Source organism: Burkholderia sp. 10_S31, from assembly GCF_056930375.1.
This window is the reverse complement of record NZ_JBXOWK010000003.1, coordinates 241,474-267,611: the sequence shown is the minus strand read 5'-3', so window position 1 is coordinate 267,611 and position 26,138 is coordinate 241,474. Positions and strand designations below refer to the sequence as shown.

Here is a 26,138-nt window from a genome sequence, read left to right as displayed (position 1 = left end):
AAAAGCGGCGCTCCGGTTTCCCGGAGCGCCGCTTTTTTTCGTCGACTGCGCCGCCCGTGCTACAGCTGGTGCACGAACGCCCGAATGCCGGCCAGCAGCATCTCGACCGAGATCGCGACGAGCACGAGGCCCATCAACCGCTCGAACGCCGCGACGGTCCGCTCGCCGAGCCACTGCTGGATCCGTTCGGCCAGCACCAGCGTGATCGCGCAGACGATCATCGTGACCGTCAGCGCACCGACCCACTCGAACATCTTGCCCGGCGCCTGCGACGTCAGCAGCATCACCGTCGCGAGCGCCGACGGCCCGGCGAGCGCCGGAATCGCGAGCGGCACGATGAACGGCTCGCCACCCGCGCGCGGATCGCTGCCGAGCGCGCCGTCGGGATGCGGGAAGATCATCCGCAGCGCGATCAAGAACAGCACGATACCGCCACCGAGCCGCAACGACAGATCGGTGAGGCTCATCATCCGCAGGAAGCGATCGCCGACCACCATGAAGAACAGCAGGATCACGAACGCGATCCCCACTTCACGCAGGATCAGCTTCACGCGCCGCTCGCGCGGCACGTCCCGCATCGCCGTGATGAACAGCGGGATGTTGCCGAGCGGATCCGTGATCAGCACGAGGAGCACGGTGGCCGACAGGAAGGTGTATTCCACCGTGTCCCCCGGTCGCGGCGCTTAGTGCGCGAGCGCGGCGCGGATCTTCTCCGTCACCGTCGCCGCGGCCGCGTCGGCCGGCAGCAGCGTCGCCTCGGCATCGCGGCGGCCCTGGTACTCGATCTTGCCTTCCTTCAGGCCGCGCTCGCCGATCACCAGGCGATGCGGCACGCCGATCAGTTCCCAGTCGGCGAACATCACCCCCGGGCGCTCGCCGCGATCGTCGAGGATCACGTCGATGCCGGCGGCCGTCAGTTCCGCATACAGCTTGTCGGCGGCCTCGCGAACCATGTCGCTGCGATCGTAGCCCATCGGGCACAGCACGACCTCGAACGGTGCGATCGACTCGGGCCAGATGATGCCCTTGTCGTCGAAGTTCTGTTCAATCGCCGCGCCGAGAATGCGCGTGACGCCGACGCCGTAGCAACCCATCAGCATCGGCTGCGGCTTGCCCGACTCATCGAGGAACGTCGCACCCAACGCTTCCGAATACTTGGTGCCAAGCTGGAACACGTGGCCGACTTCGATGCCGCGGCAGATGTCGATCGCGCCCTTGCCGTCCGGCGACGGATCGCCCTTCTTCACGTTGCGCACGTCGGCGACTTCCGGCTCCGGCAGGTCGCGGCCCCAGTTCACGCCCGCGATGTGATAGTCGACCTCGTTCGCGCCGACGACGAAATCGCTCATGTTCGCGACCGTGCGATCGGCGATCACCTTCACCGGCTTCTTCGTGCCGACCGGGCCGAGATAGCCCGGCGGCGTGCCGAACCATTCGACGATTTCCTGCTCGGTCGCGAACCGGTGGTTCTTCAGCCCCGGCAGCTTCGAGACCTTGATCTCGTTCAGGTCGTGGTCGCCGCGCAGCATCACGAGCCAGATGGTCGGCTCGGCGCCTTCGTTCTCGGTGGCGAGCACGATCGACTTGATCGTGCGCTCGAGCGGGATCGCCAGCAGTTCGGCGACCGCTTCGCACTTCGCCTTGCCGGGTGTCGCGACCTTCTCCATCGCTTCGGCCGGCGCAGCGCGCTCGGCAATCAGCGGCAGCGCTTCGGCCGCTTCGATGTTCGCCGCAAAGTCGGACGTCGGGCAGTAGGCGATCGCGTCCTCGCCGGTATCGGCGATCACGTGGAACTCGTGCGAGAAGTTGCCGCCGATCGAGCCGCTGTCGGCCGCGACCGCACGGAACTCGAGGCCGAGGCGCGTGAAGATGCGCACGTACGCGTCATACATCTTGCGGTACGACTCGTTCAGGCCGGCCGCATCCTTGTCGAACGAATACGCGTCCTTCATGATGAATTCGCGGCCGCGCATCACGCCGAAGCGCGGGCGGATCTCGTCGCGGAACTTCGTCTGGATCTGGTAGAAGTTCACCGGCATCTGCCGGTAGCTCTTGATCTGGTTGCGCGCGATATCGGTGACGACTTCCTCGTGCGTCGGCCCGATCACGAAGTCGTTGTCCTTGCGGTCCTTGAAGCGCAGCAGCTCGGGGCCGTACTGTTCCCAGCGGCCCGACTCCTGCCACAGCTCCGCCGGCTGCACGGCCGGCATCAGCAGCTCGATGGCGCCTGCCCGGTTCATTTCCTCGCGCACGATCGCCTCGACCTTGCGAATCGAACGCAGGCCGACCGGCAGGTAGTTATAGATGCCGCCGGCGACACGACGGATCATGCCGGCGCGCACCATCAGCTTGTGGCTGACGATCTCTGCGTCGGCCGGTGCCTCTTTGAGGGTGCCGATAAAGAAACGGGAAGCTTTCATGCGGACGGTTCCAAATACGGCGCCCCCAAGCGGGGCGCCCGAAAAAGTTTCAAGGTGAAAAAGCTGCGCGCGACGAACGACGATGGCGCAGATGACTTAGCAGACAAATCAGGGACAATTCAGCCGGTGTACCCCGCGCGGATTCGCTCCGTCACGGTGCGCAGCGCCCGTTATCTGTTTATAATCAAAGCAATTTTAAAGGATTCGAAGGTGGTTGTATGCTGGATCGTGAAGGCTTTCGCCCGAACGTCGGCATCATCCTCTTGAACGCGCGCAACGAGGTGTTTTGGGGCAAGCGGCTCCGCGAGCATTCCTGGCAGTTTCCTCAAGGTGGGATCAAGTACGGCGAGACCCCCATGCAGGCGATGTACCGGGAGCTGCACGAGGAAACGGGCCTGCACCCTGAACACGTCAAGATAATCGGCCGCACTCGCGACTGGTTGCGTTACGAGGTGCCTGACAAGTTCATCAAACGCGAAGTACGCGGCCATTACCGCGGCCAGAAGCAGATCTGGTTCCTGCTGCGGATGGTCGGACGCGATTGCGACATTTGCTTGCGCGCGACCGACCACCCGGAGTTCGATGCGTGGCGCTGGAACGAGTACTGGGTGCCGCTCGATGCGGTGATCGAGTTCAAGCGGGATGTCTATCAGTTGGCGCTGACGGAACTGTCGCGCTTCCTGCGCCGCCCGGCGCAGCGAGCCGACAAGCCGCGTGGGCCGCGTCCGTCGCGCTATCCGCGCGTCATCGGTGCGCAAGTCCAGCAGACGCTGACGATTGTCGACACAACGGTAGTGTGTTCGGAGATCGAAGTGGAGGCGAGCACGCTCGACGAGATGCCGCCCCGCGTGATCGTCGGCAAATGACAAGTCGGACTGCATGACCGGGCGCGACCTTGATGTCGCGCCCTTTTTTTACGAGGAATGCATATTGAAAGCGATTGCTCTCGCGCTCGCCTCGATCGTCGCGGCGGCCACGCTGGCCGGCTGCGCGAATTCGAAGGCGCCGACCAACAAGGATGACAGCACGTTCGTGTATCTGCTGGACCGTCAAGGCAACTGGAAGGAAAACGCGGTCGACACGCTGCCGCCGCTGCCGCAGGCCGGCGATCTGCTGCCGTTCAACGTGTCGCAAAACACGCCGCTCAAGTTCTCCATCGATGCGAAATCGCTCGCGGTCGGCACCGACGGCGTCGTGCGCTATGCAGTCGTCATCACGAGCCCGGCCGGCGCGCGCAACGTGAATTACGAAGGCATCCGCTGCGACACCTACGAATGGCGTCAGTATGCAGGCCTGAATTCGGATCACGACGGCTGGGACCGCACGGTCGAGAACGACTGGCGTCGCATCGAGAACGGCGAACTCAATGCATACCACTCGGCGCTGTACCAGGACTACTTCTGCTCCAACAAGATGCCGCAGGGCACGACCCAGCAGATCCTGGAGAACATCCGATTCCATCGCACCGCGATGAACCAGTTGCGCTGACGGCGCAACGCAGGCCGGCCGCCTGGCCGGCCCTGCCCCGCACCAGTCGAGACAACAAAAAGCCCGCGCAATGCGGGCTTTTTGTTGTCTCGCGACGTCTGGCCGAACGGTTATACGAGCACGAGGTTGTCGCGGTGAATCAGCTCCGGCTCCAGCATATAGCCGAGCACCGTCTCGATCTCGCCGCTCGGCTTGCGGTGAATCAGCTTCGTTTCCGCACTGCTGTAGTTCGTGAGGCCGCGCGCCACTTCACGCCCGTCGGGGCCGACACATGCGATCACCTCGCCGCGCGCGAACGCACCCTGCACGCCGATCACGCCGATCGGCAGCAGGCTCTTGCCGCCGGCCGTCAGCTTCTCGACTGCACCCGCATCGATCACGACGTGCCCGCGAACCTGCAGGTGATCGGCCATCCATTGCTTGCGCGCGGCCATCCGCGCGGTGCGCGCGATCAGCTGCGTGCCGATCGCCTCGCCCGCCGCCAGCCGCACCAGCACGTCGGCTTCGCGGCCACTCGCGATCACGGTGTTCGCGCCACTGTGCGCCGCACGCTTCGCCGCGAGAATCTTCGTCAGCATCCCGCCGCGGCCGAGGCTCGAGCCTGCGCCGCCCGCCATCGCCTCGAGCTCCGATGCCCCCGCACTGGCTTCCGCGACGAGCGTCGCGTTCGGATCCTTGCGCGGATCGGCGGTGAACAGCCCCGGCTGGTCGGTCAGGATGATCAGCGCATCGCCTTCGATCAGGTTCGCGACGAGCGCGCCGAGCGTGTCGTTGTCGCCGAACTTGATTTCGTCGGTGACAACCGTGTCGTTCTCGTTGATGATCGGCACGACGCCGAGCCGCAGTAGCGTGAGCAGCGTCGAGCGCGCGTTCAGGTAGCGTTCGCGATCCGCAAGGTCGGCATGCGTGAGCAGGATCTGCGCGGTGCGGATGTCGTGCTCGGTAAAGCGGCTTTCATAGACTTGCGCAAGCCCCATCTGGCCAACCGCGGCGGCGGCCTGCAGCTCGTCGATCTCGCGCGGACGCTTGCTCCAGCCGAGCCGCTGCATCCCTTCGGCAATCGCGCCCGAACTGACGAGCACCACTTCCTTGCCCTGCGCGCGCAGCGCGGCGATCTGGGCCGCCCAGCGGCCGATTGCAGCATGATCGAGCCCCTTGCCGTCGTTGGTCACGAGGCTCGAGCCCACCTTCACCACCAATCGCTTCGAATCCGCGATGATCGAACGCATCGTGCGCTGTCTCCTGTATCTGATGCCTGCCCGGCCGGGCGCGATTAAATTCCGGCACCGGGCGCGACGCCCGGTGCATTTCGGCCCGCTCAGGCGTCGTCGCCGGGCGTCGCGCCGCCATCGGCGGCCGGCGCATCGCGGAACCGCACGTCCGCGGCCAGATCTTCCTCTTCCGCCGCGCGATGCGCGTCCGAATGCTCGGCGAGGTAATCGTAGATCGCGTAGCACAGCGCTTCGCAGCCCTGGCCCGTGAGCGCCGAAATCTCGAACACCGGGCCGTCCCAGCCGAAACGATCGAGGAAATCGGCGACGCGTGCCTCGCGCTCGTCTTCCGGCACCATGTCGAGCTTGTTGAGGACGAGCCAGCGCGGCTTCTCATAGAGCGCCTCGTCGTACTTGCGCAATTCGCCGACGATCGCCTTCGCTTCCGCAACCGGATCGACGCTTTCGTCGAACGGGGCCAAATCGACGAGATGCAGCAGCACGCCGGTGCGCTGCAGGTGCCGCAGGAACTGGTGGCCGAGGCCCGCGCCTTCGGCTGCGCCCTCGATCAGCCCCGGGATGTCGGCGATCACGAAGCTCTTGCTCGGGCCGACCCGCACGACGCCGAGGTTCGGCGCGAGCGTCGTGAACGGATAATCGGCGATCTTCGGCTTCGCGTTCGACACCGACGAGATGAAGGTCGATTTGCCGGCGTTCGGCATGCCGAGCAGGCCGACGTCGGCGAGCACCTTCAGCTCAAGCCTCAGCATGCGCCGTTCGCCGGGCTTGCCGTCGGTCTTCTGGCGCGGCGCGCGGTTCGTGCTCGACTTGAAATGCAGGTTGCCGAGACCACCGGCGCCACCCTTCGCAAGCATCACCTGCTGGTCGTGCTCGGTCAGGTCGGCGATCAGCTCGCCCGTGTCCATATCGGTCACGACCGTGCCGACCGGCATGCGCAGCGTGACGTCGTCACCGCCCTTGCCGTAGCAATCCGAGCCGCGACCGTTTTCGCCGTTGCGCGCCAGGTGCTTCTTCGCGTAACGGTAGTCGATCAGCGTGTTGATGTTGCGGTCGGCGATCGCGTAGACGTTGCCGCCCCGGCCGCCGTCGCCGCCGTCCGGCCCGCCAAACGGAACGAACTTCTCGCGGCGCATCGACGCGCTGCCATCGCCTCCGTCGCCGGCGATGACTTCGATTCGTGCTTCGTCAATGAACTTCATTCGTCACTCCGACCAGTATTTCCGCTATTGTGCCGCGCGCCGGCACGCTTGAACAATCTGCCGTTCGGCCGATTGCCCGCCGTTCGCGACAGCCGCCGGCGCGCACATGCGCGCGGCGGCCAAATAAAAAAAGGCCCCGCGAAGACTGCGGGGCCTTTCGGCTACGAAGCCCGTGGGTGCCTGAACTTAGGCAGCCGCCGGGACGACGATGACCAGATGCTTCTTGTCCGCGCCCTTGGTCGCGAACTTGACGTGACCGTCGACCAGCGCGAACAGGGTGTGATCCTTGCCCATGCCGACGTTCTCGCCAGCGTGCATGCGCGTACCGCGCTGACGCACGATGATGCCGCCAGCGTTGATCGCCTGGCCGCCGTACACTTTCACGCCGAGACGTTTCGACTCGGAGTCGCGGCCGTTCCGGGAAGAGCCGCCTGCCTTTTTGTGTGCCATCTGATTGCTCCTTTACCGAGGCGCTTACGCGTTGATCGCGTCGATGCGCAGCTCAGTGTAGTTCTGGCGGTGGCCGCCGTGCTTTTGGTAGTGCTTCCGGCGACGCATCTTGAAGATGGTGACCTTGGCATGACGACCGTGCGACACAACGGTGGCCTTGACGGAAGCCCCACTGACCAGCGGCGTACCGAACTTAATCGATTCGCCTTCGCCCACTGCGAGAACCTGGTCGAGCGTGATTTCAGCGTCAATGTCAGCCGGTATCTGTTCTACTTTGAGTTTTTCGCCAACGGCAACCTTGTACTGCTTGCCGCCGGTTTTTATGACCGCGTACATTGAGAACCTCACTCTGGATCCAATTTTTCCGCACACCACGCGCGGAAAACACGTGATTATACATGGGGTTAGCACCCAAGTCAAAGCCGATCCGCGATTGCCGCGCGCGAGCCTCGGCCGGACGGCCAAAATCACCGTGCAGGCACGTCCGACAGACCGGGATATCGCGGATTCGACTTATAATCCGCCGCATCACCCATTTCGATCATCATGTCGTCGTCCACCGCCTCCCCCACCCTCAGCGCCGCCCACCTGCTCGCTCCGATCACCAGCGACATGGAGCAGGTGAATCGCGTTATCCGGCAAAGCCTCGCGTCCGACGTGCTGCTGATCAACCAGATCGCCGAGTACATCATCGGCGCGGGCGGCAAGCGGCTGCGTCCGGCCCTGCTGCTGCTCGTCGCCGGCGCCCTCGGCGAGACGTCGCACCAGCGGCACGTGCTGGCCGCCGTCGTCGAGTTCATCCACACCGCCACGCTGCTGCATGACGACGTCGTCGACGAGTCCGAACTGCGGCGCGGCCGCCAGACGGCCAACGCGCTGTTCGGCAACGCAGCGAGCGTGCTGGTAGGCGACTACCTCTATTCGCGCTCGTTCGAGATGATGGTCGGCGTCGGCAAGATGCGCGTGATGGAAATCCTGTCGGAAGCGACGACGATCATTTCCGAAGGTGAAGTGCTGCAGCTTCTGAACATGCACGACGCGGACGTCGACGAGACGCGCTACATGCAGGTGATCCGCTACAAGACGGCGAAACTGTTCGAAGCATCGGCGCGCCTGGGCGCGGTGCTCGCCGGCGCCGATGCGCCGACCGAAGCCGCGGCGGCCGAATACGGCCGCCGGATCGGCACCGCGTTCCAGATCATGGACGACTGGCTCGACTACGCGGGCACGGCCGAAGCAATGGGCAAGAACGCCGGCGACGACCTGCGCGAAGGCAAGCCGACGCTGCCCCTCATCTATCTGATCGAACGCGGCACGCCTGAACAGTCGGCACTCGCACGCGAGGCGATCGAACAAGGCGGCACCGATCGCTTCGATACGATTTTCGACGCGATCACGCGTTCGGGCGCACTCGACCATACGCTCGAATGTGCACGCCAGGAAGCACAGGCCGCTGCTGCCGCGATCACCGCGTTCCCGGATTCGATCTACAAGGAAAGCCTGCTCGCGTTGTGCTCGTACTCGACGTCGCGACAGTCGTAAACGCGTCGCGAACGAGAGGCGATACCTTGCCCCAAAAATTTTTTCATCAAGGTATTCCCTTTTCGAAAAAACATCGTTATAGTTACATTCTTGCTTGAGACGACGCAGCGATCTTCACGAAGAAAGCGAAGTTGGAAGAGCAAAAAATCGGGGTGTAGCTTAGCCTGGTAGAGCGCTACGTTCGGGACGTAGAGGCCGGAGGTTCGAATCCTCTCACCCCGACCAGATTTGAAAAAACCGTGCACCGTGTGCACGGTTTTTTTTTGCCTTCTTTTCGCCCGGTCTCACGAACCCTCGTGCCACGCACGACACATCCCGGCCGTCGGCCTCTGCTATATTCCCTTCATCCCTGTCCTTCACTGCCCCTTCTGACGCGTGGACCAAATTCCCTTATGGGCGCAAATCGGCGCCGTCTTCCTGCTTCTCCTCTGCTCCAGCTTCTTTTCCATTTCCGAGACCGCGATGATGGCGCTCAACCGCCATCGGCTGAAGCATCTCGCCGGCCAGGGCGTGCTCGGCGCGAAAACCACGCAGGGTCTCCTCACGCGCACCGACCTGCTGCTCAGCGTGATCCTGATCGGCAACAACCTGTTCAACACGATCATCCCGGTCCTGACGACGTCGCTCGCACTGCACACGTTCGGCCGTAACAACCTCGCACTGTCGATCGCAACCGGCATCGTCGCGTTCCTGATCATCGTGTTCGCGGAAATCGCGCCGAAGATCGTCGGCGCGACCTTTCCCGAGCGCATCGCGCTGCCCGCGAGTCTCGTGATCGCGCCACTGATGCGCGTGTTCAAGCCGGTCGTCTGGTTCGTCAACGCGCTCGCGAACGGCGTGCTCTGGGCGCTGCGCATCAATACGAAGAAGGGCCGCGACCAACGGATGTCGGCCGACGAACTGCGCGCGATCGTGCTCGAGTCGAGCAGTTTCATGCCGACCAAGCACCGCAGCATCCTGCTCAACCTGTTCGACCTCGAGAACATCACGGTCGACGACGTGATGGTGCCGCGCCGGCAGATCGAGTCGCTCAACTTCTACGCGCCGCTCGACGACGTCCTGCATCAGCTCGAGACCTGCTATCACAACCGCCTGGTCGTCTACGAAGGCGACATCGACAAGGTGCTCGGCGTGCTGCACGTCCGCAAGACGCTCACCGCGCTGCACAACCAGGATTTCGATCGCGAAACGTTGCGCGTGCTGCTCGCCGAACCGTACTACGTGCCATCGGGCACGCCGGTCGTCCAGCAGCTCCAGTATTTCCAGGAAAGCCGGCAGCGCACGGCGCTCGTCGTCAACGAGTACGGCGAACTCGAGGGGCTCGTCACGCCCGAGGACATCATCGAGGAGCTGATCGGCGAATTCACGACGTCGATGCCGCGCGGCGAGCGTACGGGCGGCTGGGACGAGAACGGTGAATGCATCGTCGCCGCCAGCACGCCGCTGCGCGAACTGAACCGCTGGCTGCACCTGCAGCTGCCGACCGACGGACCGAAGACGCTGAACGGCCTGATCCTCGAGATCCTCGAGGAAATTCCCGAAGGCGACGTGTGCCTGAAAATCCGCGACGTGATGCTCGAGGTCATGCGCAGCGACGACCAGGCCGTGCGTACCGTCAAGCTCTTCAAGCCACGCAGCACACGCTCACGCGCCACAACGCGCTAGCCGAACGGCCGACTGTCGGCGCCACTCGCGATACGCGACCATTTGCCGGTCACGATCAACAGGCGGCCGAGCGCCGGCTCACATGCACTTCCCATCTCCCGGAGCGCCGCTGCGCACGCAGCGGCCGCCCGTCGCTACCGACGCATCGCCCGCTGAAACACCCCGTTCGCTCGATGCGACGCAACTCGACGACTCGCCCGCCGTACGGCTGCTGACCGACACGCTTCACGCCGCCCGCGTGCGCGATGCGTCCGACATCCACGTCGAGCCGTTCGAAGCGGGCTGGCGCATCCGCCTGCGCATCGACGGCGTCCTGCATGAACACGCGCGGCCACCTGCTCATCTGCGCGACGCGCTCGTGACACGAATCAAGGTGCTCGCCCGCATGGACATCGCCGAGCGCCGGCTTCCGCAGGACGGCCGGCTGCGCATCGCGGTCGACGGCGGCCTGCGAGGCGACTACCGGGTCAGCTCGCTGCCCACGCTGTTCGGCGAGAAGCTCGTGCTGCGCCGCCTCGAAACGCTGCCGCCCGATCTCACGCTCACGCGCCTCGGCTTCGACGCGCGGCAGGCCGCGGCGATGGAGGCCGCAATACGCGCGCCGCACGGTCTCGTGCTCGTCACCGGCCCCACTGGCAGCGGCAAGACGCTGTCGCTCTACTGCGCGCTGCAGATGCTGGATCGCAACGCGCACAACGTATGCACGGTCGAGGATCCTGCCGAGATTCAGCTCGACGGCATCAACCAGGTCGGCGTGGCGGAGAAGGCCGGGCTCACCTTCGCCACTGCGCTGCGCGCGCTGCTGCGGCAGGACCCGGACGTCATCATGGTCGGCGAGATCCGCGATGCGGAGACAGCCGACGTCGCGATCAAGGCCGCGCAGACCGGGCACCTCGTGCTGTCGACGCTGCACACGAACGACGCGCCGGCAGCCGTCGCGCGACTGCTCGACATCGGCGTCGCGCCGTACAACCTGGCAGCCGCGCTGCGCCTTGTCACCGCGCAACGTCTCGTGCGGCGTCTGTGCGTCACCTGCCGTGTACGCTCGGACGCGCCGGCGCGCGCGCTACGCGATGCGGGCTGCGATCCGGCAGCGCTGGCATCCGGATGGCGCCCGTTCGTCGCGCGCGGCTGTGCCGTCTGTCACGGTATTGGCTATCGAGGCCGGATCGGCCTGCACCAGACCATGCCGGTTTCGTCCGAGATGGCCGAACGCATCGTCGCGCGCGCAAGCGTCGTTGCGCTGGCGCAATGCGCGGCGGACGAAGGCGTGCGCAGTCTGCGCGACGCGGCACTCGCGCACGTTCGCGACGGCACGACGAGCGTCGCGGAAGCGCTGTCCGCGACGCCTGACGCATGATCGCGATGCATATGCCGCCGCCCGAAACCCGCTTCGCGTGGCGCGGCCGTCGTCGCGACGGCACGCCGTGCCGCGGGAACGTCATCGCATTCGACGCAGCCGCCGCACGTGCCGCGCTCGCGCGCGACGGCGTCGTAGTGCTGTCGCTTGACATCCGCGGCACAGCCCGGCCACCTGCGGTCGGCGCACGGGAGGTCACGCGCTTCACGCGCCAGCTCGCGAGCCTGCTGCAGGCCGGACTGCCGCTTGCACCATCGCTCGAGATGCTCGCCCGCACCCGCACGCGCGGCGGGCTGCCGCGCATCGCCGCAGGCCTCGCACGCGAGATCGTCGGCGGGCAGCGCTTCGCCACCGCGCTTGCGCGCTATCCGGCGCAGTTCGGCATGCTGTATCGCCAACTGATCGAGGTAGGCGAAGCATCGGGCGCACTCGACACCGTGCTGACCCGCGTCGCGGAGCACCGTGAACGCGCCGACGCGCAATGGCGCAAGCTGCGTGCCGCGCTCGCCTATCCGGTCGCCGTCATCGTGTTCGCGCTCGCGATCTCGGCCGCGCTAATGGTATGGGTCGTGCCGACGTTCCAGCAAATCTTCGACGGCTTCGGCGCGACACTGCCGGCACCGACCCGCGCGCTGCTTGCCCTTTCTTCCGCGACATCGGCCTGGGGCGGAACGTTCGTCGCCGGCGCCGCAGTGGCGGGACTCGCCGCACGCCACACGCTGCGGCGCTCGCCATCGCTGAACTATACGGTCGCGCGGCACGTGCTGAACGCACCGCTTGTCGGCAGCGCGCTCACGCGGTTCGCGACCGCGCGCTGGTGCCGCTCGCTTGCCACGCTGCTCGGTGCCGGCGTACCGCTCGCCGATGCATTCGCCACGCTCGAACGCACTGCGGGCCACCCGGTGTTCGAACAGGCCACCGTGCAGATCGCGACGCGCGTGTTGCGCGGCGCACGTCTTGCCGATGCGATGCACGCTGCGGGCTGCTTCCCGGACGACGTCGTGCAACCGATCGCCGTCGCCGAGGAAACCGGCTCACTCGACACGATGCTCGCCGACATCGCCGCGCTCTGCGAGCGTCAGTTCGACGCCCGCCTCGATGCGCTCGCCGCGCTCGGCGAGCCGCTGATCGTGATCGTGCTCGGCGCACTCGTCGGCGGCCTCGTGATCGCGATGTATCTGCCCATCCTTCAGCTGGGCAACGTGGTGTAGCATCGCAACCGATTCTGTCGCCTTTCAAGCCCGAACCCGAGCCCCATGACGCCCGTGCCCCTGACCACCGTTTTCGATTCGCCCGAAGGCACGTTGCTCGCGCTGGCGATGCTGCCGCCCGCGGTGCAGTATGCATTCGCCGTCGCGCTCGGTCTGTGCGTCGGCAGCTTCGTCAACGTCGTCGTGCACCGGATCCCGGTGATGATGCAGCGCGCATGGCAGGCCGAAATCGCCGAAGCGACCGGCAACCCGAGCCCGGCGCCGGACGACGGCTATCCGCCGCACTATGATCTGTGGCGCCCGCGCAGCGCATGTCCGCACTGCGGTCACGTGCTGCGTGCTTGGGAGAACATCCCGCTCGTCAGCTACCTGATGTTGCGCGGGCACTGCCGCCAGTGCGGCCATGCGATCGGCATGCGTTATCCGCTCGTCGAGCTCGCCGGTGCGCTGCTCGCCGCCGGGTCGCTCGCCGCGTTCGGCCCCACCGCCGCCGCACTCGCCGCGTTCGGACTTTGCACCGCACTGCTGGCGATGAGCGCGATCGATATCCGGACCGGCTACCTGCCCGATTCGATGACGCTGCCGCTGCTGTGGGCGGGGCTCGCACTGAATCTCGGCAGCACGTTTACGTCGCTGCGCTCGGCCGTGGTCGGCGCGATGGTTGGCTATCTGTTCCTGTGGTCGATCTACTGGCTGTTCAAATGGCTGCGCGGCATCGAGGGCATCGGCTTCGGCGACCTGAAGCTGCTCGCCGCGCTCGGCGCATGGATGGGCTGGGCCGCGCTGCCGCAGGTCGTGCTGTTCGCCGCGGTGACGGGCGCGATCGTCGGGCTCGTCGCGACCTGGCGCGGGCGCATGCGCTTCGAGGAGCCGATTCCGTTCGGCCCTTTCCTCGCAGCAGGCGGCGTCGCGACGCTGTTTTTCGGTACCCCTTTCTATTCGGCGCTCGGCGGCTGACATGACGCACCGCCCGCGTCCGCTTTGTTCGCTGCGTCGTGGAGAAGCGACTCGCTTCCCCGCGGCGACCCGGCGGAGGCTCACATGTTTGCAATAGGACTCACCGGCGGCATCGGCAGTGGCAAGACGACCGTCGCCGATATGTTCGCCGCACGCGGTGCATCGCTCGTCGATACCGACCTGATCGCGCACCGTATCACCGCACCGGCCGGTCTCGCGATGCCGGCGATCGAACACGCATTCGGACCGGACTTCGTCGCGGCCGACGGCTCGCTCGATCGCGCGAAGATGCGCGCACTGATTTTCAGCGACGACGACGCACGCCGGCGCCTCGAAGCAATCACGCATCCGCTGATCCGCGCGGAGACCGATCGCGAGGCTCGTGAAGCGCAGGGCCCGTACGTGATCTTCGTCGTGCCGCTGCTCGTGGAGTCAGGTAACTGGAAGGCACGAAGCGATCGCGTGCTGGTCGTCGATTGTCCGGTCGAAACGCAGATTGCACGTGTGATGCGGCGCAATGATTTCACGCGCGAACAGGTCGAAGCGATCATCGCAAGACAGGCGACGCGTGAAGCGCGTCTCGCGGCAGCCGACGACGTGATCGTCAACGATGCGACAACACCCGGTGCACTCGCCGCGCAGGTCGATACATTGCACCAACGCTATCTCGAATTTGCGGCCGCCGCGCACTGACCGCCGCGCGCGATCGTGATGGTGTACGAAATTGGTGCGTTGCTAGGGTAGAGAGTGAGCATTAGAATGTCCTGCATTGTTTCAATCCCTACCCGAGAGGCGAGCGCGCTTGATTCTTTACGAGTATCCGTTCAACGAGCGAATTCGCACGCTGTTGCGCCTCGAAGACCTGTTCGAGCGCTTCGCGTTCTTTTTGGCTCAGGAGGACCCGCGTGAACACCACGTCGCGCTGACGACGCTGTTCGAAATCGCCGAGGTCACGGGCCGCGCGGACCTGAAATCGGATCTGATGAAGGAGCTCGAACGTCAGCGCCAGACGCTCGCTCCCTTTCGCGGCAATCCGGGCATCGAACAGAATGCGCTCGAAGCCGTCCTCGGCGAAATCGAGCAGACGCTCGCCAATCTTGCGCAGATGCAGGGCAAGACCGGGCAGCATCTGGTCGACAACGAGTGGCTCGCCAGCATTCGCAGCCGCGCGGTGATTCCCGGCGGCACGTGCAAGTTCGACCTGCCGTCATACTATGCATGGCAGCAATGGCCCGCCGAACAGCGGCGCCAGGACATCGCGAAATGGATCATGCCGCTGCTGCCGCTGCGCGACGCGGCGGCGATCGTGCTGCGGCTCGCGCGCGAATCGGGTCAGGCGTCGAAGGTGATGGCGATGCAGGGCAGCTACCAGCAAATGCTGTCGGGGCGCACCTACCAGCTGATGCAGGTACGCGTGCCGCCTGAGCTGCGCGTGATTCCCGAAGCGAGCGCCAACAAGTACATGCTGTGGGTACGGTTCACCATGCAGGACGGCGACGTGCGGCCGCGCGCGGTGGACATCGACGTACCGTTCCATCTGACCCTGTGCAATCTGTAACGGCCGTGCGCCGGCTCGACGCTTTCGTATGACTACTGTTGTGAAATGTCCTTCGTGCGGCGCAGAAGTGCGCTGGACGCCTGAAAACAAGTTCCGCCCCTTCTGTTCGGCCCGCTGCAAGCAGCTCGACCTCGGGGCATGGGCCGCAGAAAAGTATCGGATCGGCGGATCCTCCGACGAAGGTCCGTCGTCGGAGGAAGACGGCACCGACGGCCGCCACGACAGCTGAGCGGCACGCGGCATCGTCCGTTCGCGGATATGGCCCGCTTTTCAGACGGGCCGCCGCGGCGTCATTGCGACGCCGCTTCCTTCTCGAGCAGTTCCAGCACTGGCAGCGCCGCTGGCAACAGCGGCGCGACGTCGACCGGCAATTGCTGCCACACGAACGCCTGCCCTTCCTTGCTGTGCGGCTCGCCCGTCCAGCCCGTCACCTTGCAGAAATAGAGCCGCACATACGCGTGCGGATAATCGTGCTCGAGCGTATGCCAGCGGTGGCTGGCCGTGACGACGATGCCGAGTTCCTCGTGCAGTTCGCGCGCCAGCGCGTCCTCGACGCTCTCGCCGGCTTCCAGCTTGCCACCCGGGAATTCCCAGTAGCCTTCGTACGGCTTGCCCTGCAGCCGCTGCGCGAGCAGGTAGCGGCAGCCGCCGACCGGGCCGTCCGGCTGCACCATCACACCGACCGCGACTTCCGTCACCTTGCGGCCGTCAGGCGCGCGCACGGCGCCCGCTGCGGAATCCATGCTCATGCCTGCTCCTTGCGGCCCGACCAGTCGCGTGCGAACTGCCACGCGACACGCCCCGAACGCGAACCGCGCTCGAGCGCCCAGACGAGCGCGTCGCCGCGCGCCGTCTCGATCTCGGCGTCCGCGCAGCCGAAATGGCGCAGCCAGTGCGCGACGATGCCGAGATAGTCGTCCTGCTTGAACGGGTAGAAGCTGACCCACAGGCCGAAGCGCTCCGACAGCGAGATCTTTTCCTCGACGACTTCACCGGGGTGGATCTCGCCGTCCGGCAGATGCTTGTACGACTCGTTGTCGCTCATGTACTCGGGCAGCAGATGGCGGCGGTTCGACGTCGCGTAGATCAACACGTTGTCGGACTGTGCGGCGATCGAGCCGTCGAGCGCGACTTTCAGCGCCTTGTAGCCCGATTCGCCCTCCTCGAACGACAGGTCGTCGCAGAACACGATGAACCGCTCAGGACGCTGCGAGATCAGCTCGACGATGTCGCCGAGATCGTGCAGGTCGTCCTTGTCGACTTCGATCAGGCGCAGCCCGTCCTTCGCATACGCATTCAGGCACGCCTTGATCAGCGACGACTTGCCGGTGCCGCGCGCACCGGTCAGCAGCACGTTGTTCGCCGGCTTGCACTGCACGAACTGTCGCGTGTTCTGTTCGATCAGCCCTTTCTGCCGGTCGATGTTGTGCAGGTCGCCGAGGGTAATCGACGACGCTGCCGGCACCGGCTGCAGATAACCGCGCCCCTGGCGCTTGCGCCAGCGGAACGCGGTGGCGGCATTCCAGTCGACAGCCGCCGGTGCGGGCGGCAGCATCCCCTCGAGGCGGCCGAGCAATGCTTCGGCACGCGTCAGAAACTGTTCGAGCTTGTCCATGTCGTCCGAGCGCTCCCGATCAGGAGCGGTAGTCCGCGTTGATGCTCACGTAATCGTGCGACAGGTCGCACGTCCAGATGGTAGCCTGCGCGTCGCCGCGGCCGAGCAGCACGCGGATCGTGATTTCGCTCTGCTTCATCACGCGCTGGCCGTCCTCTTCCTGGTAGGCCGGGTTGCGACCGCCCGCCTTGGCGACGAGCACGTCGTCGAGATAGAGATCGATCTTGCCGACGTCGAGATCGGTGACGCCTGCGTAGCCGATCGCCGCGAGAATCCGGCCCAGGTTGGGGTCGGATGCGTAGAAGGCCGTCTTCACCAGCGGCGAATGACCGATCGCGTATGCGATCTGGCGGCACTCGGCGACGCTCTTGCCGCCTTCGACCTGCACGGTCATGAATTTCGTCGCGCCTTCGCCGTCGCGCACGATCAGTTGCGACAGCACCTGGGCGACCTGCGTGACCGCGTCGCGCAGCGCCGCATAGGCCGGCGAGTCGGTGGACGTGATCGCGGGCAGCGTGCTCTTGCCCGACGCGATCAGGATGAACGAGTCGTTCGTCGACGTATCGCCGTCGATCGTGATGCAGTTGAACGAGCGGTCGGCCACTTCCTTCACGAGCGTGTCGAGCACCGGCTGCGCGACGTTCGCATCGAACGCGAGGAAGCCGAGCATCGTCGCCATGTTCGGCTTGATCATGCCCGCGCCCTTGCTGATACCCGTCAGCGTGACCGTGTGGCCGTCGATCGTCACCTGACGCGACGTGGCCTTCGGCAGCGTGTCGGTCGTCATGATCGCCTGCGCGGCGTCGTACCAATTCGCGGCCTTGCGGTTCGCGAGCGCAGCCGGCAGCCCTGCCTTCAGGCGGTCGATCGGCAGCGGCTCGAGAATCACGCCGGTCGAGAACGGCAGCACCTGTGCAGCGTCGATGTCTGCGAGGCGTGCGAGTTCCGCGCAGGTTTCGCGGGTGTTCGCGAGGCCCGGCTCACCGGTGCCCGCGTTCGCATTGCCCGTATTCACGACGAGCGCGCGGATGCCCGCGCCGCCCGCACGCACCTTGGCCAGGTGCTCGCGGCACACGATCACGGGTGCGGCGCAAAAGCGGTTCTCGGTGAATACGCCGGCGACCGTCGCCCCTTCGTCGACGGAAATGACCAGCACGTCCTTGCGATTCGGCTTGCGGATGTTCGCTTCCGCCCAGCCGAGCGTGACGCCGGCGACGGGATGCAGTTGGGCGGGATCGATCGACGGAAAATTGACAGCCATGGGGCACACCTGCCGGATGGAAAATGCCGGCACGCGCCGGCATCGATTGGAAGAACCGGCGGCCGCACGAGCGGGCCGCCGCAACTCACGTCACTGACTCGAAGCTGCGAACGAAGCGGCACGCGAATGCGCGCCGCCGCCGATCATGACAGCTTCCCGTGACATTGCTTGTACTTCTTGCCGCTGCCGCACGGGCACGGGTCGTTGCGGCCGACCTTCGGCATTTCGCCGCCGGGGCCGCTGTGGGTCATCGCGCTACCGACCATGTCGGCCGTCGCGGCGGCCGCCGTGGCGGCTGCAACGTTCGCCACCGGCGCACCGGATTCCGCGTAGTCGGCGTGCTGGTATTCGACGTTCTCGAGATGACCGCTGCGCTCCTCGATCTGCTCGGCGGCTTCCTCGAGCTGTTCGGGCGACTGGATCTGCACGTTCATCACGATGCGCGTGACTTCCTGCTTGATCGCCTCGAGCATCGCGGCGAACAGCTCGAACGCTTCGCGCTTGTACTCCTGCTTCGGGTTCTTCTGCGCATAGCCGCGCAGGTGGATACCCTGGCGCAGGTGGTCAAGCGCCGCGAGGTGCTCGCGCCACAGGCGGTCGACCGTCTGCAGCATGACCGAACGCTCGAACGCGCTGAACGATTCGCGGCCGACCATCGCGACCTTCGCCTCGTACTGCTCGTCGGCGGCGGTCGTCACGGCTTCGAGAATCTCCTCGGCCGTGATCGACGACGACTCGTTCACCATTTCCTGGATCGCGAGGTCGAGCTGCCAGTCGTTGCGCAGCGCTTCCTCCAGCTCGGGCACGTCCCACTGTTCCTCGATGCTGCCTTCCGGCACGAACTGACGGACGACTTCGGTGATCACGCCGTGACGCATCGCCGCGATCGTCTCGGTGATGTCGTGCGCTTCGAGCAGTTCATTGCGCTGCTGATAGATCACCTTGCGCTGGTCGTTCGACACGTCGTCGTATTCGAGCAGCTGCTTGCGGATGTCGAAGTTGCGCGCTTCGACCTTGCGCTGCGCGGATTCGATCGAACGCGTGACGATGCCGGCCTCGATCGCCTCGCCTTCCGGCATCTTGAGACGATCCATGATCGAGCGCACGCGGTCGCCCGCGAAGATGCGCAGCAGCGGATCATCGAGCGACAGGTAGAAGCGCGACGAGCCTGGATCGCCCTGACGGCCCGCACGGCCGCGCAGCTGGTTGTCGATCCGGCGCGATTCGTGACGCTCGGTGCCGATGATGTGCAGGCCGCCTGCGGCCTTCACCTGTTCGTGCAGCGTTTCCCACTCGTCGTGCAGCTGCTTGATGCGGCGGGCCTTTTCGTCGGCCGGAATCGCTTCGTCGGCTTCGATGAACGCGGCCTGCTTCTCGGCGTTGCCGCCGAGCACGATGTCGGTACCGCGGCCGGCCATGTTGGTCGCGATCGTGATGCGGTTCGGGCGACCAGCTTCCGCGACGATCGCGGCTTCACGCTCGTGCTGCTTCGCGTTCAGCACTTCGTGCGGCAGCCCGGCCTGCTTCAGCAGGTGCGACAGCAGTTCCGAGTTCTCGATCGACGTCGTGCCGACCAGCACCGGCTGACCGCGCTCGTAGCACTCGCGAATGTCGCGGATCACCGCGTCGTAGCGCTCCTTGGCCGTCTTGTAGATCTGGTCCTGCTTGTCGATCCGCTTCGGCGGACGGTTGGTCGGGATCACGACCGTCTCGAGGCCGTAGATTTCGTTGAATTCGTACGCTTCGGTGTCCGCCGTACCCGTCATGCCCGCGAGCTTCGCGTACATCCGGAAGTAGTTCTGGAACGTGATCGATGCGAGCGTCTGGTTCTCGCTCTGGATCTTCACGTGCTCCTTCGCCTCGACCGCCTGGTGGAGGCCATCGGACCAGCGGCGGCCCGCCATCAGGCGGCCCGTGAATTCGTCGACGATCACCACCTCGCCGTTCTGCACGACGTAGTGCTGGTCCTTGTAGAACAGCGTGTGGGCGCGCAGCGCCGCGTACACGTGGTGCATCAGCGTGATGTTCTGCGGCGCATACAGGCTCTCGCCCTCGCCGATCAGGCCCCACTCGGCGAGCAGCCGCTCGGCCTTCTCGTGGCCCGACTCCGTCAGGAACACCTGGCGCGATTTTTCGTCCAGCGTGTAGTCGCCCGGCTTCTCCACGCCCGTGCCGTCGGCCTTCTCCTCGCCGATCTGGCGCTCGAGCAGTGGCGGCAGCGCGTTCATCCGCACGTACAGTTCGGTGTGATCTTCCGCCTGGCCCGAGATGATCAGCGGCGTACGCGCCTCGTCGATCAGGATCGAGTCGACTTCGTCGACGACCGCGAAGTTCAGTGCCCGCTGCACGCGCGCGTCGGTCTCGTAGACCATGTTGTCGCGCAGGTAGTCGAAGCCGAACTCGTTGTTCGTACCGTAGGTGATGTCCGACGCGTAGGCCTGCTGCTTCTGATCGTGCTCCATGCCGGACAGGTTGATGCCGACCGACAGACCGAGGAAGTTGTAGAGGCGCGCCATCCATTCGGCGTCGCGCTGCGCGAGGTAGTCGTTGACCGTCACGACGTGCACGCCGCGACCCGCCAGCGCATTCAGGTACACGGGCAGCGTCGCGACGAGCGTCTTGCCCTCGCCGGTGCGCATCTCCGCGATCTTGCCGTAGTGGAGCACCATGCCGCCGATCATCTGCACGTCGAAGTGGCGCATCTTCAGCACGCGGCGGCTCGCCTCCCGGCAGACCGCGAACGCCTCGGGCAGCAGCTTGTCGAGCGACTCGCCGCCCGCGATCCGCTGGCGGAACTCATCCGTCTTGCCGCGCAACTGGTCGTCCGTCAGCTTCTCGATCTGCGTTTCGAGCGCATTGATCGTCGCGACGGTCTTTTGATATTGCTTGACGAGCCGCTGGTTGCGGCTGCCAAAAATTTTCTGGAGAAAACCGGTTGTCATCGGATCGGATCCTGCGTCGCAGCACCGGCGCCCGGCGCGTGTTGCGCGCCCCGACGCCCGAGCCTCGGCGGCTTAGCGAATTAGTGGAATCAAACGAGGAATTTTAGCACGCGGGAAAGCATGCGCCCGTGTCCCGGCTGGACTCACGCCGCGCGCCGAACCCGCGCTGGCAACCGGACACGCGGCCCGAAAGCCGCCCGTGCGCGAGCCGGCGCGGGTACAATCGGCATCAACGTCTGCGCCCGTGCGCGCCCGAAGAATGCCTCGATGAACCGATTTTCCAAGCGTTTCGGCCCGCTCCCCGCGTATCGCCCGCAACCCGTGTCCGAAGTGCTCAACCGCACCGACGCGTTCGCGGCACTGCGCGCCGGTGTCGAACAGGTTGCGTCGCTGCAGCGCGACCTCACCGCGCTCCTGCCCGACTATCTCGCCAGTCATGTCGAACCGGGCTCCATCAAGGACGGTACACTGACCCTCTTTGCCGCGCACAATGCGCTCGCTGCCCGGCTGCGGCAGGTCGAGCCGCGCCTGCTCGCCGATCTCCAGAAGCGTGGCTGGCCGGTCTCGGCGCTGCGCGTGCGCGTGCGGCCGAAGGACGCGCCGGAGCCGCCGCACGTCAAGCAGGCGCGCATGACGACCGTTGGCGCTACCGCGTTGCGCGAGCTCGCCGATCACCTCGAGCCGTCGCCGCTGCAGGCCGCGCTCGCGCGTATGGCTGCGCGGCACGGCGCGAAATCGTCGCGCTGAAGGGGCTTCCGGCCGCGCTGCCCAACAAAAAAGCGACCCGAAGGTCGCTTTTTTTATCGCTCGTGCCGGACGCCGATCAGGCGAAGGCTGTCTGCGTGTCGAACGCGAAGCCGCTCGGCGCAGCTTGCGGATCGTCGAACGTGACGATCTCGTACGCGTCTTCATGCGCGAGCAGCTCGCGCAGCAGCGCGTTGTTCAGCCCGTGACCCGACTTGTACGCCGTGTACGACGCCAGCAACGGATGGCCGACCACGTACAGGTCGCCGATCGCGTCGAGCATCTTGTGCTTCACGAACTCGTCGTCGTAGCGCAGTCCGTCGTTGTTCAGGATCCGGTACTCGTCGAGCACGATCGCGTTGTCCATGCTGCCGCCACGTGCGAGGCCCAGCTCACGCATCATTTCGACTTCGTGGGCAAAACCGAACGTGCGCGCACGCGCGATCTCGCGCACGTACGACGTGTTTGCGAAGTCGACCTCGAGTTCCTGGCCGGTCTTGTCGACAGCCGGGTGACGGAAGTCGATCGTGAACTTCAGCTTGAAACCGAAAAACGGATCGAGACGCGCGAACTTGTCGCCGTCGCGGATTTCGACCGGCTTCTTCACCTTGATGAAGCGCTTCGGCGCGTTCTGCTCCTCGATGCCGGCGGACTGGATCAGGAACACGAAGGACGCAGCACTGCCGTCCATGATCGGGATTTCCTCGGCCGTCACGTCGACATAGAGATTGTCGATGCCGAGGCCGGCGCACGCCGACATCAGGTGCTCGACGGTCGACACGCGCGCGCCATCCTTCTGCAGCACCGACGCGAGGCGCGTGTCGCCGATCGACATCGCGGATGCCGGAATGTCGACGGGCGTGGGCAGGTCGACACGCGAGAATACGATCCCCGTGCCCGGCACAGCCGGGCGGAGCGTCAGTTCGACCTTGCGGCCCGAGTGGAGACCGATGCCCACGGTCTTCACGATCGATTTGATGGTGCGCTGCTTCAGCATGGTGTTCTTCATCTTGATTGAGAATATCAATCAGGAGCTATATTCGATAGGTGGGATTATAGCGTAATTCCCTATTCAACGCTGTTTGAAACCGCGTATCAATCTGTTTCGACTGTTTACCCGCATCGATACGGGACGGGCCGATGCCCGGAACGGAGGCGTTTCCGGTCATCGACCCGTGTTACAACTGCCCTGAGGCTGGTGAGCAGCGTTGCCGGCAGGCAACGGCGCACCGCACGATCAGGACGTCAACGTCGCGAGCACACTCGCCGCATCGCTCACTTCGAACTTGCCCGGCGCTTCGACGGCCAGCGTCTTGACCACACCGTCGTCGACCACCATCGCGTAGCGCAGGGAACGGATTCCCATGCCACGCGCGGACAAATCCTGCGTCAGCCCCAGCGCATGAGTGAAAGCAGCGCTGCCGTCCGCCATCATGCGCACCTTGCCCGCGGTGTGCAGATCACGTCCCCATGCGCCCATCACGAATGCGTCGTTGACGGACACGCACCAGAGCTCGTCGATGCCCGCCGAGCGCAGTTGCTCGGCGTGCTCGACATAGCCCGGCACATGCTGCGCCGAGCAGGTCGGCGTGAAAGCACCCGGCAATCCGAAGATCACCACCCGCTTTCCTGCAACCTGGTCGCGCACGCTGTAGGCATTCGGCCCCAGCGTGCAGCCTTCGCGCGTGTCGTCGATGAACTCGAACAGTTGCGCGTCGGGCAGCGCGTCGCCCACTTGAATCATGGCTGGTCCCTCATAGCGATACGGTTTTTCAGCGTATTGCGGACAGCACGTCCCATCCCGCTCCGCTCATGCGAAGAGGGCACGACTCCCGGCCCGGCGTCGCATCCGACGCGGCCTGTTGTGGTCCGTGGCATCCGTCACGCCGGCGTTACCGCGGCAATCTCGGCGATTGCGCCGCGGCTTCGCCTGTGTGTGCGTCGTCAGTCAGCCTGCTTGCGCAGGAAAGCCGGGATGTCGTACGTGTCGACACCCTTCTCCTGCAGCGCCTGCACGTGCGATGCCGCGGTTTCGCGCGAGTTGCGCCATACCGCCGGCGTATCGAGCGCGCCGTAGTCGGCCGTGCTGACGTGTTGCGGCTGCGCATAGCCGTGCGAAACCGCGCTGACCGGCTGGTTGTCGGTACCCGTGCGCAGCAGCGTCATCGGAGCCGATTGCTGCTTCTTCGCCGCACGGCCCAGGCCCGTCGCCACGACCGTCACGCGCAGTGCATCGCCCATCGCGTCGTCGTACACCGCACCGAAGATCACCGTCGCATCTTCCGCCGCGTAGCTCTTGATCGTGTTCATCACTTCGCGCGTTTCCGACAGGCGCAGCGAACGGCTCGACGTGATGTTGACCAGCACGCCGCGCGCGCCCGACAGATCGACGCCTTCGAGCAGCGGGCTCGCCACGGCCTGTTCCGCCGCGAGGCGTGCGCGATCGACGCCGGCAACCGTCGCCGTGCCCATCATCGCCTTGCCCTGCTCGCCCATCACCGTCTTCACGTCTTCGAAGTCGACGTTCACGAGACCATCGACATTGATGATTTCGGCGATGCCTGCGACCGCGTTGTTCAACACGTCGTCCGCGCACTGGAAGCACTTGTCCATCTCGGCGTCATCGCCCATCACGTCGAACAGCTTGTCGTTCAGGACGACGATCAGCGAGTCGACGTGATCCTCCAGTTGCTGCGAACCTGCTTCCGCGACGCGCATCCGCTTGCCGCCTTCGAATTCGAACGGCTTGCTGACGACGCCAACCGTCAGGATGCCCATCTCCTTCGCGATCTGCGCGACCACCGGCGCTGCGCCCGTGCCCGTGCCGCCGCCCATGCCGGCCGTAATGAACACCATGTGCGCGCCGCGCAGTGCATCGGCGATGCGCTCACGCGCCTCTTCCGCCGCCGCCTTGCCCATTTCCGGCTTCGCACCGGCGCCCAGGCCCGTGTTGCCCAGCTGGATCACCGACGATGCGCGCGAACGCGACAGCGCCTGTGCATCCGTGTTCATCACGATGAAGTCGACGCCCTGCACGCCGCGGTTGATCATGTGCTGGACGGCATTGCCGCCAGCGCCGCCAACGCCGACCACCTTGATGATGGTGCCGTTGGTTTCGGTTTCCAGCATTTCGAATTCCATTGTTGCCTCCGTCAAGAGAATAAAGCTACTCGGCCGTTATTCGGCAGGAGATCGGGCAACCCCCTGTCGCGCGCCAGCCGCCGGCACCAGCGCGAATTTCGATTCGGTTCGTCAAAAGTTGCTCAGGAACCATTCCTTCATCCGCGAGAAGATCTGCCCCGCGTTGCCGGACTGCACGGCGACCTTGCGGCCACGCATGCGCTGGGCACTGCCTTCGACGAGCAGGCCCATCGCCGTCGAGTAGCGCGGATTGCGCACCACGTCGGCGAGGCCGCCTGCATATTCCGGCGCGCCGATGCGCACCGGTTTCAGGAAAATGTCTTCGCCGAGCTCGACCATGCCCGGCATCATCGAAGCCCCGCCGGTAATGACCACGCCGGAGCTCAGCAGTTCTTCGTAACCCGACTCGCGCACGACCTGCTGCACGAGCGAGAACAGTTCCTCGACGCGCGGCTCGATCACTGCGGCGAGCGCTTGGCGCGACAGCGTGCGCGGACCGCGTTCGCCGAGGCCCGGCACTTCGACCATCTCGTCCGGGTCGGCGAGCGCCTGCTTGGCAATGCCGTAGCCGACCTTGATGTCTTCCGCGTCCGGCGTCGGCGTGCGCAGCGCCATCGCGATGTCGCTCGTGATCTGGTCGCCGGCGATCGGAATCACCGCGGTATGACGGATCGCGCCTTCGGCGAAGATCGCGATGTCGGTCGTGCCGCCGCCGACGTCGACCAGCACCACGCCGAGATCCTTCTCGTCTTCCGTCAGCACGGCCAGCGACGACGCGAGCGGCTGCAGGATCAGGTCGTTCACTTCCAGCCCGCAGCGGCGCACGCACTTGACGATGTTCTGCGCGGCACTGACCGCGCCCGTCACGATGTGCACCTTCACTTCCAGCCGGATGCCGCTCATCCCGATCGGCTCGCGCACGTCCTCCTGGCCGTCGATGATGAATTCCTGCGTGAGGATGTGCAGCACCTGCTGGTCGGTCGGGATGTTGATCGCCTTCGCGGTCTCGATCACGCGCGCGACGTCGGTCTGCGTGACTTCCTTGTCCTTGATCGCAACCATCCCGCTCGAGTTGAAGCTGCGGATATGGCTACCGGCAATCCCCGTGAACACGTTGGTGATCTTGCAGTCGGCCATCAGCTCGGCTTCCTCGAGCGCGCGCTGGATCGACTGCACGGTGGCCTCGATGTTGACCACCACGCCCTTCTTCAGACCCTTCGATTCGCTCTGGCCGAGGCCGATCACCTCGTAATGGCCTTCGCCCTTCAGCTCGGCGACGATGGCCACCACCTTCGACGTGCCGATGTCGAGGGAAACCAGCAGATCCTTGTAGTCTTTGCTCATAAAGTGCTC

The 26,138-nt window shown here is 65.3% G+C and carries 25 protein-coding genes and 1 tRNA gene; 12 read left to right on the top strand and 14 right to left on the bottom strand.

All coding sequences use genetic code 11. The features are described 5' to 3' along the window. Positions 1–59: 59 nt before the first annotated feature. Together AC1Z3W_RS21220 and AC1Z3W_RS21215 are read right to left on the bottom strand one after the other, a co-directional pair. On the bottom strand, positions 60–662 hold the full coding sequence (locus AC1Z3W_RS21220) for a MarC family protein (RefSeq protein ID WP_012363042.1): 603 nt from the start codon (positions 660–662) through the stop codon (positions 60–62). 21 nt (positions 663–683) lie between these two features. Next, positions 684–2,420 (bottom strand): proline--tRNA ligase, encoded by a 1,737-nt coding sequence (locus AC1Z3W_RS21215; protein ID WP_124834545.1) that lies wholly within the window; start codon positions 2,418–2,420, stop codon positions 684–686. Between the two features lie 218 nt (positions 2,421–2,638). Here AC1Z3W_RS21215 and AC1Z3W_RS21210 point away from each other — a divergent pair, with 218 nt between their 5' ends. Both AC1Z3W_RS21210 and AC1Z3W_RS21205 read left to right on the top strand, forming a co-directional pair. Beyond that, positions 2,639–3,286, top strand: a complete 648-nt coding sequence (locus tag AC1Z3W_RS21210) for an RNA pyrophosphohydrolase (protein WP_057926838.1) — start codon at positions 2,639–2,641, stop codon at positions 3,284–3,286. 13 nt (positions 3,287–3,299) lie between these two features. Further along, the gene (locus tag AC1Z3W_RS21205) at positions 3,300–3,908 is read left to right on the top strand and encodes a CNP1-like family protein (protein WP_057926839.1); all 609 of its coding nucleotides are present in this window, start codon (positions 3,300–3,302) and stop codon (positions 3,906–3,908) included. Between the two features lie 110 nt (positions 3,909–4,018). Here AC1Z3W_RS21205 and proB read toward each other — a convergent pair whose 3' ends face one another. From proB to rplU, 4 genes are all read right to left on the bottom strand, one after another. Further along, positions 4,019–5,137: a glutamate 5-kinase gene (gene proB / locus AC1Z3W_RS21200; protein WP_057926840.1), complete on the bottom strand. Its 1,119-nt coding sequence runs from the start codon at positions 5,135–5,137 to the stop codon at positions 4,019–4,021. Between the two features lie 89 nt (positions 5,138–5,226). After that, a complete protein-coding gene (gene cgtA, locus AC1Z3W_RS21195) occupies positions 5,227–6,339 on the bottom strand; it encodes an Obg family GTPase CgtA (RefSeq protein WP_057926841.1) in 1,113 nt (370 codons plus the stop codon). A 186-nt stretch (positions 6,340–6,525) separates the two neighbouring features. Then, the gene (rpmA, locus tag AC1Z3W_RS21190) at positions 6,526–6,789 is read right to left on the bottom strand and encodes a 50S ribosomal protein L27 (RefSeq protein WP_006476999.1); all 264 of its coding nucleotides are present in this window, start codon (positions 6,787–6,789) and stop codon (positions 6,526–6,528) included. A gap of 24 nt (positions 6,790–6,813) precedes the next feature. Next, complete coding sequence (gene rplU / locus AC1Z3W_RS21185) at positions 6,814–7,125, bottom strand: 50S ribosomal protein L21 (protein ID WP_006025184.1); 312 nt, start codon at positions 7,123–7,125, stop codon at positions 6,814–6,816. Between the two features lie 210 nt (positions 7,126–7,335). On the opposite strand from rplU, the gene AC1Z3W_RS21180 reads away from it, so the two are divergent. The 9 genes from AC1Z3W_RS21180 to AC1Z3W_RS21140 all read left to right on the top strand — a co-directional run bounded on the left by AC1Z3W_RS21180 (position 7,336) and on the right by AC1Z3W_RS21140 (position 15,311). Next, entirely contained in the window at positions 7,336–8,331 is a 996-nt protein-coding gene (locus AC1Z3W_RS21180) for a polyprenyl synthetase family protein (RefSeq protein ID WP_006752232.1), read from the top strand. A gap of 148 nt (positions 8,332–8,479) precedes the next feature. Continuing rightward, positions 8,480–8,556 (top strand) — tRNA-Pro (locus AC1Z3W_RS21175). 150 nt (positions 8,557–8,706) lie between these two features. After that, on the top strand, positions 8,707–9,996 hold the full coding sequence (locus AC1Z3W_RS21170; protein ID WP_082664715.1) for an HlyC/CorC family transporter: 1,290 nt from the start codon (positions 8,707–8,709) through the stop codon (positions 9,994–9,996). 82 nt (positions 9,997–10,078) lie between these two features. Next, positions 10,079–11,356, top strand: coding sequence for a GspE/PulE family protein (locus tag AC1Z3W_RS21165; protein ID WP_124834544.1), 1,278 nt, complete (start codon positions 10,079–10,081; stop codon positions 11,354–11,356). Then, positions 11,353–12,567, top strand: a complete 1,215-nt coding sequence (locus AC1Z3W_RS21160) for a type II secretion system F family protein (protein WP_124834543.1) — start codon at positions 11,353–11,355, stop codon at positions 12,565–12,567. Before AC1Z3W_RS21165 ends, AC1Z3W_RS21160 begins: the two co-directional genes overlap by 4 nt. A 45-nt stretch (positions 12,568–12,612) precedes the next feature. Next, positions 12,613–13,524, top strand: coding sequence for a prepilin peptidase (locus AC1Z3W_RS21155; protein ID WP_124834542.1), 912 nt, complete (start codon positions 12,613–12,615; stop codon positions 13,522–13,524). A gap of 84 nt (positions 13,525–13,608) precedes the next feature. Beyond that, a complete protein-coding gene (gene coaE, locus AC1Z3W_RS21150) occupies positions 13,609–14,217 on the top strand; it encodes a dephospho-CoA kinase (protein WP_124834541.1) in 609 nt (202 codons plus the stop codon). A gap of 109 nt (positions 14,218–14,326) precedes the next feature. Then, the gene (zapD, locus tag AC1Z3W_RS21145) at positions 14,327–15,082 is read left to right on the top strand and encodes a cell division protein ZapD (RefSeq protein WP_057926847.1); all 756 of its coding nucleotides are present in this window, start codon (positions 14,327–14,329) and stop codon (positions 15,080–15,082) included. Positions 15,083–15,110: 28 nt separating this feature from the next. Continuing rightward, entirely contained in the window at positions 15,111–15,311 is a 201-nt protein-coding gene (locus tag AC1Z3W_RS21140) for a DNA gyrase inhibitor YacG (protein WP_124500212.1), read from the top strand. A 61-nt stretch (positions 15,312–15,372) separates the two neighbouring features. Here AC1Z3W_RS21140 and AC1Z3W_RS21135 read toward each other — a convergent pair whose 3' ends face one another. The 4 genes from AC1Z3W_RS21135 to secA form a co-directional block, all read right to left on the bottom strand. Next, a complete protein-coding gene (locus AC1Z3W_RS21135) occupies positions 15,373–15,831 on the bottom strand; it encodes an NUDIX domain-containing protein (RefSeq protein WP_124834540.1) in 459 nt (152 codons plus the stop codon). Next, on the bottom strand, positions 15,828–16,697 hold the full coding sequence (locus AC1Z3W_RS21130; protein WP_057926849.1) for an ATP-binding protein: 870 nt from the start codon (positions 16,695–16,697) through the stop codon (positions 15,828–15,830). Before AC1Z3W_RS21130 ends, AC1Z3W_RS21135 begins: the two co-directional genes overlap by 4 nt. 19 nt (positions 16,698–16,716) lie before the next feature. Further along, positions 16,717–17,958: a bifunctional glutamate N-acetyltransferase/amino-acid acetyltransferase ArgJ gene (gene argJ / locus AC1Z3W_RS21125; RefSeq protein ID WP_057926850.1), complete on the bottom strand. Its 1,242-nt coding sequence runs from the start codon at positions 17,956–17,958 to the stop codon at positions 16,717–16,719. Positions 17,959–18,101: 143 nt separating this feature from the next. Beyond that, positions 18,102–20,900 (bottom strand): preprotein translocase subunit SecA, encoded by a 2,799-nt coding sequence (secA, locus tag AC1Z3W_RS21120; RefSeq protein WP_057926851.1) that lies wholly within the window; start codon positions 20,898–20,900, stop codon positions 18,102–18,104. Positions 20,901–21,167: 267 nt separating this feature from the next. Here secA and AC1Z3W_RS21115 point away from each other — a divergent pair, with 267 nt between their 5' ends. Continuing rightward, positions 21,168–21,647 carry a DciA family protein gene (locus tag AC1Z3W_RS21115; protein WP_057926852.1) on the top strand — a complete coding sequence of 160 codons (480 nt, stop codon included), beginning with the start codon at positions 21,168–21,170 and terminating at the stop codon, positions 21,645–21,647. 76 nt (positions 21,648–21,723) lie between these two features. On the opposite strand, the gene lpxC is transcribed toward AC1Z3W_RS21115, so the two are convergent. The 4 genes from lpxC to ftsA form a co-directional block, all read right to left on the bottom strand. Continuing rightward, positions 21,724–22,641 (bottom strand): UDP-3-O-acyl-N-acetylglucosamine deacetylase, encoded by a 918-nt coding sequence (lpxC, locus tag AC1Z3W_RS21110; protein ID WP_057926879.1) that lies wholly within the window; start codon positions 22,639–22,641, stop codon positions 21,724–21,726. Between the two features lie 240 nt (positions 22,642–22,881). Then, entirely contained in the window at positions 22,882–23,388 is a 507-nt protein-coding gene (locus AC1Z3W_RS21105) for a peroxiredoxin (protein ID WP_057926853.1), read from the bottom strand. Between the two features lie 200 nt (positions 23,389–23,588). After that, the gene (gene ftsZ, locus AC1Z3W_RS21100; protein ID WP_057926854.1) at positions 23,589–24,785 is read right to left on the bottom strand and encodes a cell division protein FtsZ; all 1,197 of its coding nucleotides are present in this window, start codon (positions 24,783–24,785) and stop codon (positions 23,589–23,591) included. A gap of 111 nt (positions 24,786–24,896) precedes the next feature. Beyond that, entirely contained in the window at positions 24,897–26,129 is a 1,233-nt protein-coding gene (ftsA, locus tag AC1Z3W_RS21095; protein ID WP_044844232.1) for a cell division protein FtsA, read from the bottom strand. Between the last annotated feature and the right edge of the window lie 9 nt (positions 26,130–26,138).